Annotated in this window: 29 protein-coding genes, 1 pseudogene and 1 riboswitch; of the genes and pseudogenes, 14 read left to right on the top strand and 16 right to left on the bottom strand. The window is 47.2% G+C overall.

Annotation, left to right across the window (positions count from 1 at the left end; all coding sequences use genetic code 11):
* Window positions 1–9 precede the first annotated feature (9 nt).
* Window positions 10–582 carry a YdeI/OmpD-associated family protein gene (locus BMY16_RS08750; protein WP_091841730.1) on the top strand — a complete coding sequence of 191 codons (573 nt, stop codon included), beginning with the start codon at window positions 10–12 and terminating at the stop codon, window positions 580–582.
* Window positions 583–813: 231 nt separating this feature from the next.
* Here the strand turns inward: BMY16_RS08750 and BMY16_RS08745 are convergent, their stop codons facing one another.
* Window positions 814–1,194, bottom strand: a complete 381-nt coding sequence (locus BMY16_RS08745) for a hypothetical protein (RefSeq protein ID WP_091841728.1) — start codon at window positions 1,192–1,194, stop codon at window positions 814–816.
* Window positions 1,195–1,545: 351 nt separating this feature from the next.
* Here BMY16_RS08745 and BMY16_RS08735 point away from each other — a divergent pair, with 351 nt between their 5' ends.
* Together BMY16_RS08735 and BMY16_RS08730 are read left to right on the top strand one after the other, a co-directional pair.
* Window positions 1,546–3,057 carry a Y-family DNA polymerase gene (locus BMY16_RS08735; RefSeq protein ID WP_091841725.1) on the top strand — a complete coding sequence of 504 codons (1,512 nt, stop codon included), beginning with the start codon at window positions 1,546–1,548 and terminating at the stop codon, window positions 3,055–3,057.
* A complete protein-coding gene (locus BMY16_RS08730; RefSeq protein WP_244513009.1) occupies window positions 3,054–3,527 on the top strand; it encodes a YolD-like family protein in 474 nt (157 codons plus the stop codon). Before BMY16_RS08735 ends, BMY16_RS08730 begins: the two co-directional genes overlap by 4 nt.
* A gap of 3 nt (window positions 3,528–3,530) precedes the next feature.
* Here the strand turns inward: BMY16_RS08730 and BMY16_RS08725 are convergent, their stop codons facing one another.
* Genes BMY16_RS08725 through BMY16_RS08700 form a run of 7 tightly spaced genes read right to left on the bottom strand, consistent with a single transcriptional unit; the run spans window position 3,531 to window position 5,802 of the window.
* Entirely contained in the window at window positions 3,531–3,833 is a 303-nt protein-coding gene (locus BMY16_RS08725) for a TIGR04076 family protein (protein ID WP_091841723.1), read from the bottom strand.
* Window positions 3,830–4,345, bottom strand: a complete 516-nt coding sequence (locus BMY16_RS08720; RefSeq protein WP_091841722.1) for a pyridoxamine 5'-phosphate oxidase family protein — start codon at window positions 4,343–4,345, stop codon at window positions 3,830–3,832. The genes BMY16_RS08725 and BMY16_RS08720 overlap by 4 nt, the downstream gene beginning before the upstream one ends.
* An 11-nt stretch (window positions 4,346–4,356) precedes the next feature.
* Complete coding sequence (locus tag BMY16_RS15985; protein WP_317614779.1) at window positions 4,357–4,530, bottom strand: hypothetical protein; 174 nt, start codon at window positions 4,528–4,530, stop codon at window positions 4,357–4,359.
* Window positions 4,527–4,787, bottom strand: a complete 261-nt coding sequence (locus BMY16_RS15980) for a hypothetical protein (RefSeq protein ID WP_317614778.1) — start codon at window positions 4,785–4,787, stop codon at window positions 4,527–4,529. The genes BMY16_RS15985 and BMY16_RS15980 overlap by 4 nt, the downstream gene beginning before the upstream one ends.
* A gap of 40 nt (window positions 4,788–4,827) precedes the next feature.
* Complete coding sequence (locus tag BMY16_RS08710) at window positions 4,828–5,310, bottom strand: PaaI family thioesterase (protein WP_091841721.1); 483 nt, start codon at window positions 5,308–5,310, stop codon at window positions 4,828–4,830.
* 10 nt (window positions 5,311–5,320) lie between these two features.
* Window positions 5,321–5,605 carry a hypothetical protein gene (locus BMY16_RS08705; protein ID WP_091841719.1) on the bottom strand — a complete coding sequence of 95 codons (285 nt, stop codon included), beginning with the start codon at window positions 5,603–5,605 and terminating at the stop codon, window positions 5,321–5,323.
* Window positions 5,602–5,802 carry a DUF4250 domain-containing protein gene (locus BMY16_RS08700; protein WP_091841717.1) on the bottom strand — a complete coding sequence of 67 codons (201 nt, stop codon included), beginning with the start codon at window positions 5,800–5,802 and terminating at the stop codon, window positions 5,602–5,604. The genes BMY16_RS08705 and BMY16_RS08700 overlap by 4 nt, the downstream gene beginning before the upstream one ends.
* A 91-nt stretch (window positions 5,803–5,893) precedes the next feature.
* Between BMY16_RS08700 and BMY16_RS08695 the strand changes: the two genes are divergently transcribed.
* The 3 genes from BMY16_RS08695 (at window position 5,894) to BMY16_RS08680 (ending at window position 7,125) form a co-directional block, all read left to right on the top strand.
* Window positions 5,894–6,319, top strand: a complete 426-nt coding sequence (locus BMY16_RS08695; RefSeq protein WP_244513008.1) for a ferritin family protein — start codon at window positions 5,894–5,896, stop codon at window positions 6,317–6,319.
* A 340-nt stretch (window positions 6,320–6,659) separates the two neighbouring features.
* Window positions 6,660–6,896, top strand: coding sequence for a hypothetical protein (locus BMY16_RS08685; protein WP_139207178.1), 237 nt, complete (start codon window positions 6,660–6,662; stop codon window positions 6,894–6,896).
* Window positions 6,889–7,125 (top strand): hypothetical protein, encoded by a 237-nt coding sequence (locus BMY16_RS08680; protein ID WP_091841711.1) that lies wholly within the window; start codon window positions 6,889–6,891, stop codon window positions 7,123–7,125. The genes BMY16_RS08685 and BMY16_RS08680 overlap by 8 nt, the downstream gene beginning before the upstream one ends.
* A gap of 32 nt (window positions 7,126–7,157) precedes the next feature.
* Here BMY16_RS08680 and BMY16_RS08675 read toward each other — a convergent pair whose 3' ends face one another.
* Window positions 7,158–7,343, bottom strand: coding sequence for a hypothetical protein (locus BMY16_RS08675; RefSeq protein WP_091841709.1), 186 nt, complete (start codon window positions 7,341–7,343; stop codon window positions 7,158–7,160).
* Window positions 7,344–7,822: 479 nt separating this feature from the next.
* Between BMY16_RS08675 and BMY16_RS08665 the strand changes: the two genes are divergently transcribed.
* The 3 genes from BMY16_RS08665 to BMY16_RS08655 all read left to right on the top strand — a co-directional run bounded on the left by BMY16_RS08665 (window position 7,823) and on the right by BMY16_RS08655 (window position 9,627).
* Entirely contained in the window at window positions 7,823–8,209 is a 387-nt protein-coding gene (locus BMY16_RS08665) for a hypothetical protein (protein WP_091841706.1), read from the top strand.
* Between the two features lie 3 nt (window positions 8,210–8,212).
* Window positions 8,213–8,824: a class I SAM-dependent methyltransferase gene (locus tag BMY16_RS08660; protein ID WP_091841705.1), complete on the top strand. Its 612-nt coding sequence runs from the start codon at window positions 8,213–8,215 to the stop codon at window positions 8,822–8,824.
* A 137-nt stretch (window positions 8,825–8,961) separates the two neighbouring features.
* Window positions 8,962–9,627, top strand: coding sequence for a class I SAM-dependent methyltransferase (locus BMY16_RS08655; protein ID WP_244513007.1), 666 nt, complete (start codon window positions 8,962–8,964; stop codon window positions 9,625–9,627).
* 173 nt (window positions 9,628–9,800) lie between these two features.
* Here the strand turns inward: BMY16_RS08655 and BMY16_RS08650 are convergent, their stop codons facing one another.
* On the bottom strand, window positions 9,801–10,235 hold the full coding sequence (locus BMY16_RS08650; protein WP_091841703.1) for an NADPH-dependent FMN reductase family protein: 435 nt from the start codon (window positions 10,233–10,235) through the stop codon (window positions 9,801–9,803).
* A gap of 196 nt (window positions 10,236–10,431) precedes the next feature.
* A riboswitch (cobalamin riboswitch) is annotated at window positions 10,432–10,692 on the bottom strand.
* A gap of 172 nt (window positions 10,693–10,864) precedes the next feature.
* Entirely contained in the window at window positions 10,865–11,506 is a 642-nt protein-coding gene (locus tag BMY16_RS08645) for a M48 family metallopeptidase (RefSeq protein WP_091841701.1), read from the bottom strand.
* Window positions 11,507–11,605: 99 nt separating this feature from the next.
* Here BMY16_RS08645 and BMY16_RS08640 point away from each other — a divergent pair, with 99 nt between their 5' ends.
* A complete protein-coding gene (locus BMY16_RS08640; RefSeq protein ID WP_091841700.1) occupies window positions 11,606–12,427 on the top strand; it encodes a YqiA/YcfP family alpha/beta fold hydrolase in 822 nt (273 codons plus the stop codon).
* A gap of 500 nt (window positions 12,428–12,927) precedes the next feature.
* A complete protein-coding gene (locus tag BMY16_RS08635) occupies window positions 12,928–13,566 on the top strand; it encodes a hypothetical protein (RefSeq protein WP_139207177.1) in 639 nt (212 codons plus the stop codon).
* Between the two features lie 108 nt (window positions 13,567–13,674).
* Here the strand turns inward: BMY16_RS08635 and BMY16_RS08630 are convergent, their stop codons facing one another.
* From BMY16_RS08630 to BMY16_RS08615, 4 genes are all read right to left on the bottom strand, one after another.
* Complete coding sequence (locus BMY16_RS08630) at window positions 13,675–13,947, bottom strand: hypothetical protein (RefSeq protein ID WP_091841697.1); 273 nt, start codon at window positions 13,945–13,947, stop codon at window positions 13,675–13,677.
* Window positions 13,948–14,061: 114 nt separating this feature from the next.
* Window positions 14,062–15,246, bottom strand: coding sequence for a pyridoxal phosphate-dependent aminotransferase (locus BMY16_RS08620; RefSeq protein ID WP_091841695.1), 1,185 nt, complete (start codon window positions 15,244–15,246; stop codon window positions 14,062–14,064).
* A 15-nt stretch (window positions 15,247–15,261) separates the two neighbouring features.
* A complete protein-coding gene (locus tag BMY16_RS15495; protein WP_170836057.1) occupies window positions 15,262–15,405 on the bottom strand; it encodes a hypothetical protein in 144 nt (47 codons plus the stop codon).
* A 3-nt stretch (window positions 15,406–15,408) separates the two neighbouring features.
* Window positions 15,409–15,591: a hypothetical protein gene (locus tag BMY16_RS08615; protein ID WP_091841694.1), complete on the bottom strand. Its 183-nt coding sequence runs from the start codon at window positions 15,589–15,591 to the stop codon at window positions 15,409–15,411.
* A 101-nt stretch (window positions 15,592–15,692) separates the two neighbouring features.
* On the opposite strand from BMY16_RS08615, the pseudogene BMY16_RS16045 reads away from it, so the two are divergent.
* The 3 genes and pseudogenes from BMY16_RS16045 to BMY16_RS08600 form a co-directional block, all read left to right on the top strand.
* Window positions 15,693–15,785: pseudogene (locus BMY16_RS16045) on the top strand (NifB/NifX family molybdenum-iron cluster-binding protein); the annotation flags it as partial.
* Between the two features lie 128 nt (window positions 15,786–15,913).
* Window positions 15,914–16,570, top strand: a complete 657-nt coding sequence (locus tag BMY16_RS08605; RefSeq protein WP_091841981.1) for a DUF1349 domain-containing protein — start codon at window positions 15,914–15,916, stop codon at window positions 16,568–16,570.
* Window positions 16,571–16,649: 79 nt separating this feature from the next.
* Window positions 16,650–17,048 (top strand): hypothetical protein, encoded by a 399-nt coding sequence (locus BMY16_RS08600; RefSeq protein WP_091841692.1) that lies wholly within the window; start codon window positions 16,650–16,652, stop codon window positions 17,046–17,048.
* Window positions 17,049–17,059: 11 nt separating this feature from the next.
* Here the strand turns inward: BMY16_RS08600 and BMY16_RS08595 are convergent, their stop codons facing one another.
* Window positions 17,060–17,671, bottom strand: coding sequence for a hypothetical protein (locus BMY16_RS08595; protein WP_091841690.1), 612 nt, complete (start codon window positions 17,669–17,671; stop codon window positions 17,060–17,062).

The following is a 17,671-nucleotide window of genomic DNA, read 5'->3' as shown; positions in this document are numbered from 1 at the left end:
TCGGAATTTATGAAAGAGCATAACATCCTCATTATAGCCAATAGAAGAGAGTTTCGGGCATGGTTCGAAGCCCACCACGCCAATGAAAGAGAGTGCTGGGTTGAGGTAAAACGGGGACGACCTGTAGATGACCAGCATTTCTGGTATCTTGATGCCGTGGAGGAGGCACTATGCTTCGGATGGATTGACAGTCGGCATAAACTGATTGACGGCAAGAGGATGCAATGCTTTACTCCAAGAAAACGGAACAGCCCCTGGACTGAGTTGAATAAGGAGCGAGTGAGAAGACTGGAACGGTTAGGGCTGATGACCGATGCAGGGAGAAAGGTACTGCCACCAATGGGCGTACGCAGTTTCAAGATAGACAAAGACGTTGAGACGGCTTTGAAATCAGCTCGTGTATGGACTACATTCAAGTCCTTTCCATCTCTCTACCAACGTATTCGTGCCTACAATGTGGCATTCTATAAGACCAGAGACAAGGGCATGTATGAACAGACCCTGTTGCACTTTATCACAGAGACCAAAGCCGGACGCATGTTTGGCGAATGGAACGACTACGGCAGGTTGCTGGACCACTAAATTCCAATTTAGCTTATAGTTATGACAGAATTTGAAAAGATGCGCCGTGAAGAGTTCTATAACTTTACAAGCGAGGAATGTTTGGCGAGTTACTATAGGGCAAAGCATATATGCGCAAAACTACAGACCATGACTATCTATGAATGGATATATTGTCTATATCAGCTTATCAAAGCCCCGACCTGCGTTGCAAGCCGGGGCCTTTTGGATTATATATGGAATGGCATAGGGTTATGCCACGAAGTGCATGATATGACGGGCTGATGTTACTTTGGCATCGTAGATGACAGTCAGCTCACGTGTACGCGGATTCCACTTTGTGTTCATTACGCCCTTCATGTGCTCTGCCTTTGCTACAACCTTCTTATGAGAGTCATGGCGGCTCACCTTGAAGGTGCAAGCCTTCACGTCTGGACGATAAGCATGCTTGTGGGCATCGAAGTGTGCGGTCTTTTTATCCACCTTCTTATCGAAGTGCGACACCTTCTTATTATTCACTGCAACGACCTTGTCCTTCTTGCCGTTGTGATTCTTATTTCCTGCCATTGCCGGCATTGCAAATGTGATGGCCATCATCATGGCTGCAATCACCTTATTCATTGTCTTCTTCATAATCTTGTCTCCTATTCTTTAAATGGTTCGACATTTTGTTTCATATTCACGGTGCAAAGATAGGGTGATTTGATGAGGTTTGAAAGAGAAATGTCCTATTCTGCAAGGTCAAAACCCCTAAAATATCATGGGGATTTCCCCTACCCAATCTTTAATAGTTATCAAAAAAGTGCCTGTTTTCAGGGATGTCAGCGTTATTTCGCCATTTTTTTTGTACCTTTGCACACGAAACAGAACATCGATAAGATATGACGCTAAAAGAGTTATTATCATCCGTAAGTCCCGAGAGCAGTCCGAGTACTGGAACGATTTGACCAATATACAGAAAGCGAAGATCATTAGATAGGATGTATGCAGGAGCAGCAGCGGACATATATTGCCATCGACCTGAAGTCGTTCTACGCTTCAGTAGAGTGTGTGGACAGAGGGCTTGACCCGCTGACCACAAACCTTGTCGTGGCTGACGTGTCGCGAACGGAGAAGACCATCTGTCTGGCTGTTTCTCCGTCGCTGAAAGCATACGGCATAGGAGGACGTGCGCGACTGTTCGAGGTGGTTCAGAGAGTGCGCGAGGTGAACAACGAGCGCAAGAGAGCTGCCGGATGGAGGATGACAGGCAAATCCTACAATGACCCGGAACTAAAAGCCAATCCAAGCATAGAACTCGACTATATCGCTGCCCCACCCCGTATGGCTCACTACATGGAAGTGAGTACCAAAGTCTATGAGACCTATCTGAAATACATTGCTCCAGAGGATATTCATGTCTATAGTATCGACGAGGTATTTATGGATGTGACGGCCTATCTGAGAACCTATAAGTTGTCGGCGCATGAACTGGCCATGAAGATGATCCGCGACGTGCTGGCCACAACGGGCATTACGGCAACTGCAGGGATTGGGACAAACATGTACTTGGCAAAGATTGCAATGGATATAGTCGCCAAGAAGATGCCCGCAGACAAAGTCGGTGTGCGTATTGCAGAGCTGGATGAAATGTCGTATCGTCAGGAGTTGTGGGACTACCAGCCTCTGACCAAATTTTGGCGTGTAGGCAGAGGCATAGCAGAGAAACTGGCCGTCTATGGTATTGACACAATGGGAAAGATTGCACGGATGTCCATACAGAACGAGGGACTGCTTTACCGGCTCTTTGGCGTGAATGCCGAACTGCTGATAGACCATGCCTGGGGCTGGGAACCATGTACGATGGAAGCTGTAAAGGCATATCGTCCAGAGACCAACTCTTTCAGCAGCGGACAAGTTCTACAGGAGCCTTATACTTTCAAGAAAGCCCGTGTGGTGATACAGGAAATGGCAGAAGGAATGGCACTCGACTTGGTTTCGAAGCGTTTGGTGACAGACCAACTGGTACTGACTGTTGGCTATGATGCAGAGAGTCTGACTCGTCCTGAAATCCGAGCCAAGTATCATGGAGAGACAACCGCCAACTATTACGGCAAACAGGTGCCCAAACATGCTCACGGCTCCTTCAATTTCGAGAAGCCCACATCATCCTCGCGCCTTATCATGGAAGGTGTTTCAGAGCTGTTTGACCGCCATGTGAATCCAGATTTATTGATTCGCAGGCTGAACCTGACAACGAACCATGTGGTATCGGAAGCATCGGTAGCGGCACAGGACAATGCTCCCCAGCAGCTTGATCTCTTCACGGACTACGAGGCCCTGGAGAAACAGCGGCAGGAAGAGCAAGCCAAGCTTGATAAAGAACGCCGAATGCAGGAGGCACAGTTGAAAATCAAACAGCGTTTCGGCAAGAATGCCATCCTCCGAGGTCTGAACTTCGAGGAGGGAGCCACTGCCAAGGAACGTAACGAACAGATAGGAGGACACAAGGCATGAACCGATGGAACAGCGAGAGCCATCAAGCTCGCTTGAATGGCCGAGTCGTGACAGAGGAAGACGAAGTCAATCACAATTACGACGATATTATCAATCTGCCTCACTACGAGCCAAAGCATCATCCAAGGATGTCTATGTGGAACCGTGCAGCCCAGTTTGCGCCCTTTGCTGCTTTGACAGGTTATGATGCTGCCATTCAAGAATCAGGCCGTTTTACAGATGACTGGGTAGGTTTGAGTGAATCCGGCAATGAAGAGTTGAACCGTAAGATGGAATTGCTTCTATCCAAGCTTTCGGAACAGCCACATGTAACCATCGAGTATTTCGTGTCAGACGAACATAAGGATGGTGGTTCCTATCAGTCTTATACCGGTAATGTGAAGCGCATCGATGAACTTGAAAAGTGCATCGAGTTTACAGATGGGAAGAGAGTCCCACTTGATGCTATAAGAGATATAAGGATCGATTGATCATTACTCAATCACCTCAATATAGAAACTGAACGGACGGAAGCCGTCGTTGCAGCTGATCATCGCACTCATTGGATTCTTCATCCAGCCATCGTAGAAATTCCCCTCACCTCTGGCCAAAGACTCTACAAACTCCCGCATGGATGACCAGGCAGAAGGGCACATCCCTACAGGACATTCTCCATTCTCTGATATCCATTGCTGACCCTCCCTGACATCGCAAGTATGCTCAATGGGATTCTCATACTTCGCCATCAGGTCAGGATAGACCGTCTGGCGTATGGCTGTGATTCGTACTTTGTTCATTCCATTCGTCCCCATTTCATTTCTTCACCCTGCTTGTCATACTGTTTACGCTTACCAGTAGGAGGTGCAGTAAGAGTTATCTTAACTACTGCCGTTCTTTCTAAACTACGCTGGATTGCATCATCAAAGGCATCCATATGTTTGGGGAGAAAGCGCAGACATATTGCCCTCATAGCCTCTATCTTCTCTTCTTTATCTGATACGATTTCTGCTTTTCCTACTGCCATCGCTGATTTATATTGCAGTGAAAAACTTCCGTCTTTTGGGCCAACGGTAGGAGTGCATCTGGTGACTGCCGACAATGCAACAATCGGGTTAGCTGTTATACAGTCCAGTTTTTCTCCTTCCATAGCACAATGAAAGTAGAAAGTCTTATCGTCAGTACGAACCAAAGACAAAGGTACTCCGTAAGGGCTTCCATCTGGTCGTGTAAAACTGACGGTGACATACGGAGCCTTATCCAGCACCTCAAAAGCGAAGGTGGCATCCATTTCTCTGCTTGCTTTCCTCATATTCGTTTATTTTATCGGGTCTGAACAATAATCTCTACGGCTGCATATCCATATCTCCCAACTTTCTCTTTTAGGGTGTCTGCATCGATATAGAGCCAGTCGAAGTGTTCTCCGATGATGTCCTTGTATTGCATCTGGAAGCTATGTTCACCGTAATAGTCCATTTCGTTTGGAATATCTATCATACCTTCCTCATTCTCGAAAACGTAGCTGATATCCGATGAATCGCAGAGAACTTGACCTCCAGGAGCAATCTTGCCAAATCCAGTGCTTTACGTTCTATCTTTGGCATTGAATCATAGCTGCGGAAAAGAGTAGTCAAGGGAATCTCGTCCTCCTCAAACATCGGAGAGAACACTCTGAGCTTGCTTGCCTTTTTAGTCTTATGGTAGTCGGCAATCGCTCTTCCCATCGGATCCATCTTACTATTGACTTTGTCCATCTCAATCGCGACTCGGCCATTCAAATGAGTTTGATGGCTCTCACTGCTCATTCGATTCATCTTCGACTTCACAGTGTAAGAATCCCATTTCCTTGGCTTTCTCCTGATTCATCAGGAAATAGACCACTTCACCCTCATTGCAGAGTTCACCCTTTGAATTTGTTATCTCTGCATTGATATATACCAAGTTGCGAACTTGCTTCGTGACTTTTGCACGTATGGTCAGCTCCGGCTCTGTAGTAGGAACTGCTTTACGGAACTTCACATTCAGCTGTACAGTATATCCGCTGGTCTGTAGCTTACGGGTGACCACCCATCCGCAAACCTCGTCGATCAACGTACTGAGGATGCCGCCGTGCATGGTGTTCACCCATCCCTGATAGTTTTTCTCGGGATGCCATTTGCTCACAATATAGTCACCATCCTCATAGAACTCCATGTGAAGTCCAATAGGATTCTCAGGACAACAGCCGAAACAGTTGTACTCAGGATGGTTGCGCCAAGGGTTTATTATCTTCTTCATTTTCATACTTCTATAACATGTTTTCTAATCGTTCTACTGCTTGTGTAATATCCTCTGGAAACCGTTTGTGGTCACGGAGGAAGTCAGCCCTGCCGCCACGGATGGCATCATATAATTCCCGACTCATGTCATCTGCATAGGACGCAATAGCATACTCAATATCATCCTTCTGCCAGTCGAGGGAAGAATGGATATAGACATTCTTGCGTCCCGTTGGTAGCAAGCGACCAGAGGTCGAGCGCCGCTTCTGATGCAGAAAGCTATAGGCGGTCTCTATGCTGTCCTTTGTGATCATTGATCGTAGCCGATGGGTCTGAATTGTTTCTGAGGCTCACTCCATACGAAGCCATACTTCATGAGATAGTCCTTGATTTCCTTGGATTCTATGCTGAAGGCATAGCATAGTGATTCCAGCGTGTCAAACTCCTCGTCACGCAGAAGCATATTTACGCTCGAAACCAGAATGGCAGGGTCTTTGGGAAGGTAGTCCATTTCACAAATACTATTAAATCAAAGGACAAAGTTACTCATAATTCCTTGATTATTCGTATATTTGCGCCCAAATTTAGAATAGTTTAGTAATATGACACATTTGAGTGTCTCCGAAGAACGGAGAAACGGCGTAAGCCAAAGAGGCAAATATCGCGAAGAACTATTGCGTAGTCAGCAGGGCGAACTTGACGCTGTGCTGATGTACCAGAGACTGGCTAAAGTGGTTAAGACGGATAAGGAGCGTGAGGCTTTCCTTCAGTTGGCAAAGGAAGAAGGTCGTCATGCCAGCGTGTTCCATGCCTATACCCAAAAGGCTTTGAAACCCAAGAAAACGATGGCTCGAATCATGCCTATTCTTTACTGTCTGTTAGGCAAGAAGCGCCTCTATAAGATGATTGCAAAGGGAGAGTACGATGCTGCCGTTGGTTATGAACACCTAATTGCAGACTTCCCCGAGGTGGAGAGCGTGAAGAACGACGAGAAACGTCATGGCGATATTGTATCAGGATTGTTATGAGTGGATTTGGGCTTTGTATTATAATATGTCAATCAAGAACTACGTCAACGAATGAAACTAAAGAAGCGTAAAATCAAGTATTCTGCTATATTCTGTCTATGCTGGTTTGCTGTTTTAGTCATACTGGTAGATGGTATTCTGAAATTCCAGACATTGGTTGACTATTTCGGATCCTACGCATTAGTGGAGATTTTGCTATTGCTACTGGTCATTATACCCACAATAGCAGTATACAAATTAACAAAGGAATAAATAGCCTGTGCATCGCATGACACTACCAAAGTTCATAATAACAATAGATGGGGTATTCCGTTTGGGCCAGGTAAACCAGCATAAACATTTGCTGAAGCCAGGCGACCAGTGTATCGGTGGAGGATATTATCACTTCGACTTTGTTTCCAATCGTATCATTCTCGACAGAGAGTCCTACGATTTTGGCCGCCCCAAGTGGCATTTGCTGGAGGTGCTAAAAGTACCTTCGACCTATCGCGGAATGCAAATCGTCTATAAGTACGATGACGGCTTCCACGACGATTTCAATGTCAGCGAAGAACTCCCAATAGAATACTATGACTGACTTCGATTCCATTTGGCGCACTCAGGATGAAATCAGAACGGTAGTCAATGCCGTTCAGGGTGAATGTTTATGGAATCTGGCCTATGACGAAAGGCGCATGGCTATTGTCCTTGAACTGACAGTTTCCCTTGAAGAGGAAGCTATCAGTGACCTTTGCTGTCAGTTCCCGATACCAGCCGATTATGACGGGGAAGGTTCAAAGGGCTCAAAGTTCGTATTCTACATATGAAAAAGGGAACCTCATATGAGATTCCCTGAAGATCAGGAAAGGTCAAAGACCTTGGAAACATCGCCGCCTTTCTTGACTTTCGGGAGCCTGACTGTCCCGTATTTCCTTTCATACTCATTGATAATTTTGTCAAAGGCAAGGTTCATCAAATCCTTGATTGCAATACCCTCTCTGGCGGCTATCGTCCTAATCTGTGTAACCTTGTCATCATCTGCCATCGTGCAGAATCTGATTACTTTATTGTGTAAGGCCGGGCGGCCTCTCTTTGTATGATTCTCGTCAGCGGCAGAATCATCTTTCACTGGATCTTGTTCTTTCTCTTCTGTCGGCTCAGATGACTGTACATTTGAGAACAGTTTTTCAAGCCCTTTTTCTACAGAAAAAATACATAAAAAATAGTTTTTTGCAGAAAAACAAGAACAAAAGAATTGCTATACAAAACAAAATACCTACTTCATGTTAATCTGCTTTTGCTGGCCGTCACAGGTGGGCAATGCTCAAAACACCGCGTTTTAGGTATTGTGCATCTTGTTAATTTGTCATACCTTTGCACCCGAAATCACAGGTATAAAATTCTTTGCGAGCAAAGCGACCAAAAGGTCGAGCGCATAAATAGTATTTGTTTAGTAATGAGGTGGCTGACTGTGATGGTCAGCCATTATTTTAAAAAGAATAGTAACTTATTAAATATTCAACTATGACAAGAAGTATTAAGATTTCGATTCTGTGGCTGCTGACCGTCTGCGGCTTTGCCTGCCACTCCATTTGTGATGTTCTGCCCATGTTTTGGGGCAAGAATATGGCCATTGCCGACACCGACGGCAACGTTGACCAGGGCATGATAGTGTTCATGATGACGCTCTCGTATCTTATTCCCGCTTGTGGCGTGCTCTGTATGCTGTGGAAAGAGAAAGCTCTGAAAGTCATCAATGCCGTGCTGGCCGCACTCATCGGCTTGTTCAACATCGCCCATGCGTTCATGGAGCTGCCTTCCGACAATGCTGGGCAATACGTCATCATGCCCATGATGATTATCGTAGGCCTCGTGCTGGCATGGTATAGCATTAAATATGTAAAGGATTAAGCCATGGGACTGTTAAAAACGTTTTTCACCAACTGTGCCTGTCCGCAAGGACGGATGGGACGCGCGATGCTGAAGTTTATGAATCTCTGTCATGCACCGCTGACGAACTGGGGACTGAAACTGGTCAATATTCAGGACGGCTGGACGATGCTCGATATCGGCTGTGGTGGCGGTGCAACCTTGCAACGGCTGCTGAAGCGGAGCGAGGGGTCAACGGTCTATGGCATCGACATCTCTGAGGAAAGCGTAGCGAAAGCCAAGAAGGAGAATGCCAAAGTGCTCGACAAGCGGGTATTCATCACTCAGGGTTCTGCCGAAAAGTTGCCTTACGAAGATGGGAAGTTCGACCTCGTGACAGCAGTAGAGACGGTGTATTTCTGGCCAAACCTGCCTGACTGTCTTCAAGAGGTGCGCCGTGTACTGAAGCAGGGCGGGAAATTCGCCATTCTGGTTGAAGTAATTGATGGCGACTCCATGTGGACGAATGTCGTAGAAGGCATGACTGCCTATTCGCCAGAGGAGCTGAAGACTCTGCTCGACGATGCAGGCTTCATCCACACCGAGATTCACCGTATGAAGCCATCGAATGCGACTGTCATCGGCGTGAAGGCATAGTTTGCAACCGGATTGCGGCAACATCGCCGTACCTTTGCAATTGAAAATTGCGAAACTCGGCTGCACCTCAGCAATTCAAGTGAACTTGACTGCATTCGGTTTGCACGAGCTTTGCACCGTCAAACAAAAGAATATGAATGATGGCAGACAAGATTAAGAGTTCGTATAAGTTCAGCAAGAGTTTCTACGATGATGCAATTACACAAGGTAAATGGTGGAGCAAATTGTATTTCAAACTACTTTGGGGCGGTGTCGATGACAACGAGATTGCCCGCAGGGTATTGAGTTGGATTCCCGATGACTTCAAGGGGCGGTTGCTCGATGTGCCTGTCGGTACGGCTGTATTTACCACGGAGAAGTACAGAAAGATGAAGCAAGCCGACATCACCTGCCTGGACTATAGCCAAGACATGTTGGAGCAGGCTGAGTACAGATTCCGTGGAACAGGTATCTCCAACATACAGACCATGCAAGGCGACGTTGGAGCACTGCCTTTCGAAGAAGGGACTTTCGATATCGTGCTCTGCATGAACGGCCTCCATGTGTTCCCCAACAAGGGCAAGGCATATGCTGAGATTCTGCGAACCTTGAAGCCAGGTGGAGAACTACTGGCCTGCTTCTACATTGCGGGTGAACAAAGGGGTGCCGACTGGCTCGCCAAGACTGTCATGACCCGCATGGGCTGGTTCACGCCTCCCTTCGATACAGCAAACGATGTGCGTCAACGTCTGGAGCCATACTATGACATCCTCGACTTCCATGTAGAGGGAGCGATGCTTTATTTCAGGGCCAGGAAAAGATAGCCTACGCCTTGACTTTGTCGAGTTCCATCGCGACTCAGCCGTTTAAGCAAGCTTAACGGCGCTCGCTGCTCTGTCACTTGTGGTTATAGTACCTGATGAGCAGGGCTACGCCTATAAAAGCCAGAACGAATTCAAGGGCTACGATAAAGATATACTGCATAGTGAGAATGATTTTATAAGTTAGGCGAAATGGCACAGATCCAATTCTCTAATGTATTAGAGCGACCAGAAATCGAGCGACTGAGATTGCAGGTCGGAGCATCTGCATAAAGACAGTCACCAACGATGTGCGCCCCGTTCTCCCTGAGTTCACGGCAGAAAACATCGGCATAGATGCCGTTATCGCCCCTATTGCCAAGAGCCACCATAACGGCGAGGTTCTTGCCCCTCAGACTGGCACAACGGAACATCTGACTGGCATACTGCCAATGCGGTGACAGGTTGCCACCATCCAGAAACTCGACAGCAAGGACGAGACTCTGGCTGTTCTCGATCTGCCTGACGTTTATACTCTGGACACTGACGGTCTCAGCACCCAACTTGTCGGCTATCTCTTCAGCAATAGCCTGACAACTGTCGTACACGACGACGATTGATTCATGTTTCATATCTCTATTGTTCTGAATACTCGTTAAAAGGGGAAACGTTGTCTCACGACAGGCTACCCCGTGAACTTATATAATAATACACGTATGCGCACATGACTGCGCAGAACCAACAAAGAGACTACATGGCAGTCCTTTTCGATTCATTTAAACCACAAAAATGTTTGTTTCGCCTCACGCCCTTACATCGAGAGCCGTTTGGCATATTACCGAAAAAGGCTGGTCTTCAGACTTTCCTCCACTCCCAAGCGCCTTCTCACCCAAATGGGCAATGGCGTGATTTAGCGAGAACAAAGCCGAATGCATTCAAGCTTTGTCGAGCGTGAACGCTATCAAGCGAAGCTTAATGGCGTTTATGCTTAGGAGCCATAACGGAGTTCACTGCTGCGGGACAGTCGGAGATTCACACTCCAGTTCCCAATTAAGCACAGCTAAGTGCACCTTTACGGGCGACTCTTTCCAGAATCACGCTACAAAGGTAAGACTATTTTCTGAAAACGCATCAGTTTTTCAGATTTATTTTTAATATTGGGGGCAAAAAAAACAAAGAATTATCAATAATTCGTAACTTTACACCCAGAATCAAGCAGATTTTGAGTAATTATGATGAAGCAAATATGAAAAGGGCAATGCTACTCATCTTCGTCTTCCTCCATCTTGCAGATTTGCCTTGTTTCTTTGACCTTCGGTCGAGCCTGCTCACGCTCGGATGATTCGGAGCAAGCTCCAATCTTCACTCGCTTAATCGCAGCCTTCCGCGCTTCTTTCCAACGAGGGAAGAACTTGTCCATCAGCGCATGGAAGCGGGCATTGTGGCTTGGCTCCAACAGATGGCACAGCTCATGAACCACCACGTGCTCGACACACCATTCCGGCAACAGCAACAGATAGGCAGAGAAGCAGATGGACTTGTCCCTGACATTGCAGACACCCCAACGCGAGATCATCGCCTTGTAATGGACAATGGTTGGCTTCACGCCCATCTCCTTGGAGTGACGCTCCACCATCGGCTCTATCAGGGCTTTCAGTCGTCGCAGGGCATCGTCAGCCTGTTCCCTCGTCCTTAGCGGCAGCTGATTATAAAAGTCAGCCCTGCGCTTCTGACTCTCGTAGGTTTTCTTACGTGCCTCGGCTATCCACTCGCGGTGTTCCTCAATGAACCGCTCCACTTCTTTCTTAGGCATGCCAATGGGTGCCGACACATGAACATCGCCGTTCTTCACAATGCGCATCGACAGCCTCCTGGTTCTCCTGTATGTCACCTGTATTGCCATATCTATCAAGAGAAATGTCTGCAAAAATAAGCATTATTTTACAATCTTACAAACTTTTTCGGGTAAATAAGAAATTTTTGATTACCTTTGCAACCCGATATGCAGAAAGAAAAGACGATATTGTTCCTTCACGGATTTTATGCCAGCGGCCAGTGTGTGCCTGCTGTGGCACTGAGGGAGGTTTTTGAGGGAAAAGCCCACGTGCTGACCCCCGACCTCCCACTCCACCCTCATGATGCCATCAGGCTTATCCGCGACATCTGTGACAAGGAGAAACCAGACGTGCTTGTGGGCAACAGTTGCGGCTCGTTCTATGCACAGATGATCTCACCGATTGTAGGAATCCCTGCCCTACTCGGCAATCCGCACTTCAAGATGTCCGACTTCCTCCGTGAACGTATCGGCAGCCATCAATACAAGTCACCAAGGGCTGATGGCAAGCAGGACTTCACCATCGACGAACAACTCATCAGTGAGTTCGAGGAACTGGAGGTACACCAGTTCGACTGCTGTAATATATATAATAAGGATCGCGTATGGGGGCTCTTCGGTGAGGAAGATACATTGGCACACTTCGAGCCGCTTTTCCTGAAGCACTATATGAACAGCCATCACTTCCCTGGAGGACATACCCCAACGGCTGAACAGTTCAAGACATGGTACTGTCCGCTCATCGAGAAGCTGCTGCTTGACTATCCCATCGCAGAAGACCGGGTAAGATATTTCCAGCACTTCAAGGGAAACAAGTACAAGTTGATAGCATCAGCCTTCGACTCAGAGACTCAGGAACGCATGGTGGTCTATCAGGCTCTCTACGGCGACCGCAAATACTGGGTACGTCCGGAAAAGATGTTCTTTGAGCAGATAGAACGGAACGGTAAACGCTTCTCACGCTTCCAGGAAATAGACTGGGAAGAATAGATACAAAAGGCAGCACCAAGGCTGCCTTCCAAACGGGTTGTGGAACTGCGCTATTCGTACCAGAACTCTCCACCGAGTAGCTGAGCGCTTCTTTCGGCTTTATTGCCTGTGGCCTCACGAGTATATTCCTTGTACTGTCGGCCTTGTTCGGTCTCATTAGTTACTACCATAGACTTACCCTTTAAATTCACAATTGGTAAAATGGCTAAAAGTATCTGGGTGCAAAGTTACTGCGAAACTATCAGATATGAAATACCGTCCGCAAGGCATTTTACATCGCAAGAGTTTGGTATTTCAGCATATTTGACCAGTTCAATACAACTACAGAGGGGAAAATCCCCCGAATCTTTAGGACTTTACCCCTATCGTTTTAGAGTTTATCCTTTGCAAATCAGCAGGAAAATGCCGTACTTTGCACCGTGAACATTTGAAGACCCTTGATAAGGGGCTGGCGTAAGCCAGGGATAATAGTAACAATTTAAAGTATAGGAGATAAAGATATGAAGAAGACGATAGTGAGCACTAATCGGCTGATGATCCTGGCAATGATGATGGTCATGACTATCTCGGCCAAAGCAATGAGCTATAATGCAGCAAAGAACGAAGCCCTCTTCCTGAGCGACAAGATGGCTTACGAGCTCAACCTCACCGCTGCACAGTATGAGTCAGTCTATGAGATCAATCTCGACTACCTGATGAGCCTGAACGGAAACGGTGATGTCTTCGGCATCTGGTGGGATCGCCGTAACGCAGACCTTCGCTATGTTCTGAACAGCTGGCAGTACGACAAGTATGTGGCTCTCTCCCACTTCTATCGTCCTGTAGCATGGAAAGCTGGCAGCTGGACATTTGCAGTGTACTCTCACTACAACAGAGGGCATTTCTACAATGCACACCCGACGGTGTTCGTGACCTACAAGGGTGGCCATAACAGGATTCACGGCTCACACTATGCTCACATGCACAAACCTGCACCGCATCACCATGCTCCAGCTGTGCGCCATCCTGCACCAGCTCCGCATCACCCAAAAGCTCCCGTTAAAGTTGACAAGCGTCACGGTATTTCAAACCACACCTTGGCCAGCAACACACCACGCCATGGACATAGCCGCTCGACCTCCGGTCGCTTGCTACCATAGGGACGCAAGAATGCAGGTCACTTTGGACGCAGATAAAGAGTACGTTTTGCCTCTACATATGCCTTTCAAAAAGGACACGGGGAATTCTCAGGAATGGGAGTTCCCTTTTTACACGTAAAACACGAACTTTGTTCCTTTCGAGCCTACACCGTCATAGTCAGCCGTAACTGGGAACTGGTTGATAAGCATGTTAACTTCTTCCTCCTCCAGATACTTGGCCAACTCCAGTTCAATGGCCATCCGTCGATCATTATAGCTGAGATTCCAGATACATTCTTGCGTCCCTTCGGTAAGAGCGGCAAAGCCGAGCGCACCCAGAACAGCATTGACCACTGTTCTGATTTCGTCCTGAGTGCGCCAGATGGTATCAAAGTCAGTCATAAATTCTTTATAACGATAGAAACAGGTTTTGCCCATTCCTGACGGGAGTTGCGGTCCATAGGATCAGTACTGTGACAGGCGGTGTATATGCTGACATTGGGGCCGACAAAACAGTCATCGCCAATGGTGACACTGATATGTTCTTGCCTTGCTATCAAGTTCTGAAAGACGGTCAAGGGCAGCTTGTAATGTCTCGTCGCGCTTGGCAAAATGGAAACGGATAAGATGATGCACATCCTCTTTGAAGAAACAACTGCCAGGAACGGCTCCCACCCCGACATGCTCAGCAAGCCATTCACAGAAATGCAGGTCATCATTCACACCATACTTCGAGACATCAAGCATCACATAATAGGCACCTTCTGGATCAGTAAACTCCAATCCGAACTGACGAAGCCCGTCACAGAACAGATGCTTCATGTGAGTATAATGTGCCTGCAAGCCCTCGTAATAGGAATCTGGGAAACATAGGCCAACTATGGCAGCCTCCATCAATGGAGCCGCTGCACCGACAGTCAGGAAGTCATGCACCTTCTTCACCCGGTCGATGATGCGTTCCGGGGCAATGACATAGCCCAGCCGCCAGCCTGTGATGCTGTAGGTCTTGGAAAGCGAGCTGCATGAGATGGTGCGCTCCCACATGCCTGGAAGTGTGGAGATATAGACGTGCTTGTGCGGCGCATAGACGATGTGCTCATAGACCTCATCGGTAATCACATATCCATCGTACCTTATTACAATATCTGCTATCGTCTGCAGTTCCTCACGTGTAAAGACCTTACCGCAGGGGTTAGACGGATTACAGAGTACCAATGCTTTTGCACCCTGCCTGAACGCATCCTCTATCAGGTTGGCATCGAAAGCCCACGTAGGCGGCACGAGTGGAATGTATATCGGCTCAGCACCGCTCAGAATGGTGTCTGCCGTGTAGTTCTCATAGAACGGTGAGAAGATGGCCACTTTGTCGCCAGGATTCACAACCGTCATCATGGCTGCCATCATAGCCTCCGTCGATCCGCATGTCACCACGATATTCTTATCAGGGTCAATGTCCAGACCAGTGAAGTGACTCTGTTTCTTAGCCAATGCCTCACGGAAGTTCTGCGCTCCCCATGTAATCGCATACTGGTGAGGACCACGAGGGGCAATTTCCGCCAGACGGTCTGTGATCTCCTTTGGAGGGTCGAAGTCCGGAAATCCCTGAGAGAGATTGATGGCTCCGTATTTGTTTGATATCCGGGTCATCCTACGGATAACGGAATCCGTAAAGCCTGCTGTTCTTGTTGATAACGGTCGCATATCCTATGTATCCACTTAATTATCATTGATATACGACTTCGTGGTCATATCGTAGTATAGAGCCTCTAATTCCGCTAACGTCAATTTCTCAACAGAATGCTCGATGATCCGTATCAACTCATCACGCCTAAAATCATCAGACTGTCCGAAATGTGCCATAGACTAATACTTGGTGAAGTTATACTTTTCCCTCAACTCAACTTTCTTCTCCTCGCTTTGGGAAGTAAAGTAACCCTTCCAGCCTGGACAGAAGTTAATGTGCCAACGCCAGAACTTGCCTAACAACGAATTGGGCTTCTTGTCATAGTGTGCCCTGAATTTGCAGTTTTCGCAAAGATGTGCCATAATTAAGCCTCCTATTTCATATATTTGTTAAATATGGCTGCAAATTTACAAAAAAACGGGGAATTATGAGTACCTTTGCCCATTGAATTAATAGTATTTGTGAAATAATGATGAAGTTATTAGCAATTCCAACACGTGATGGCATGGTAGACGACCATTTCGGTCACTGTGCCTATTATACCGTAGTAACACTCGACAAACAAATGAAATAGACTGTATTATCAGACAACCAGAACGACTAAATATGCGAAAAGGTATTTTCATTATCATCAGTCTCTGCTTGCTTACAGCTTGCGGAAACCGAACTCAAAAAGAATCGAAGATGGAATTTGTAGACAACGTCAAAGAGGCTATTGCCGATAGTGGGCACATTGATTTTAGCAGCCTCCAATGGACAAGGGAGCCTAAGGGATATGAAGTGAAGGGCGACACCATCGTCATTACCACTGCGCCGCATACAGACCTGTGGCAGCGCACGTACTACCACTTTCAGAACGACAACGCCCCTGTCCTCCAGATGAAGACGCGTGAGAAGTTCTTCAGCTTTGTGGTGAAGACCGATTTTACAGGCAGTCATCACCGTTTTGACCAGTGTGGTATCGTGATGTATCTTGGCAGCGAGAACTGGCTGAAGGGTTCGGTGGAATACGAGAACGAGGAGTTTCAGCATCTGGGCAGTGTAGTCACAAACAATGGCTACTCTGACTGGGCCACGACGGCTATTCCCGCAAACGTGAAAACCATGTGGTACCGGTTCTCTCGCCGCGAGGATGACTACTGCATCGAGTGCTCTTCCGACGGACAGGCGTTCAGTCAGATGCGCGTCTGCCACATGCCTGCAGCCGCCGATGAAATCAGCTTCGGCATTTATGCCTGCTCGCCCGAAGAGTCATCCTTTACAGCCATATTCTCCGATATGAAGATTACCGAATGCACATGGAAGGCTCACGACGGCCAGCAGCCAGACGAGAACATGTAAATGACTAACAACGTATGACAGCTGGCGCATATCGGAAGCAACATTGCCCTCATATATTTCATAAACAAATAAGAGAGATATGCACAAGGAAAAATTCATGATCTATCGGAGGGATGCGAAGAAGGGCGAGGCCACCTATTCGCCGAAGTCGCACTCTGCCCCACATTTCGAAGGCCACTACGTAGAGGGCATGGAAGAATGGACATCGTGGTACTGCTTCAACAAGAGGGATGACGGCAAATACGAAGCAGAGCTTGACGAAGCATGGAACGAAGGCAGTCACTATGGTGGAGGAACCATCTGTGTGGATATCCCGCAGGAGTGGTTCAGGCTTTCTTATGATGAATTTCTAGAACGCGTCATCACCCTTGCAGCAGCCAGTCATTACGGATTTACCATAGATGACCTGAAGGAGAAAAAAGGATTAAAGGAGTTTTTCGGATTTGAAGAAAAAAGCTCACCCGAAGGTGAGCTGTAGATTGCAAGCGTTCAGTAGCTAAATCCGTGACCGTTCCACTTCAGTGTCTTCTGGGTCTTCTTGCCATCTTCATGCCACGTCGTGACGATGATGTCCTTCCCCGTACGAGGCAGGGCATAGGATTTATTGAAATATTCCACGTCGAAGCCAGGCGATTCACACCAGCTCATCTTCTTCGTGGCATGGTCGTAGCGGTAGAAACTCAGTCCGTCGTATTGTCCGAGGATGGGTTTCCCTTTCTCGAAACTCCATCTGTTATCAGCAAAGAGCTTGTGTTTGCCGTCTGACTCATTCCAGTAGCACATCTCTATCCTTGATACATAATCTTCGTATTTTTGCTCATAAACCAGGAAACCGTTTTTCGTGTCAATTGTAAGTGTCACGTTCTCTTCGAGTGGACGTCCCTTTTCTTTACTGGTTATGGCACGTTGCAGGCTTTTGTAAATGGCTATTCCCTCCATGTCACATTCCTCTACTTCTTCGGAGAGGATAGATGTGAGATAGGCCTTCACAAAGTCATTGATTGTTGGGCGAGCACCCTGGTAGTCTACTCGGAAACCTTCTTGTGCAGCTACGGCCAGCGTGAAGCAGGCGAAAATGATTGCTAATGATAGTTTTTTCAT

Origin of the sequence: Prevotella sp. ne3005, from assembly GCF_900110085.1 — a bacterium.
GTDB lineage: Bacteria > Bacteroidota > Bacteroidia > Bacteroidales > Bacteroidaceae > Prevotella.
This window is presented reverse-complemented; position numbering and strand designations above follow the sequence as displayed.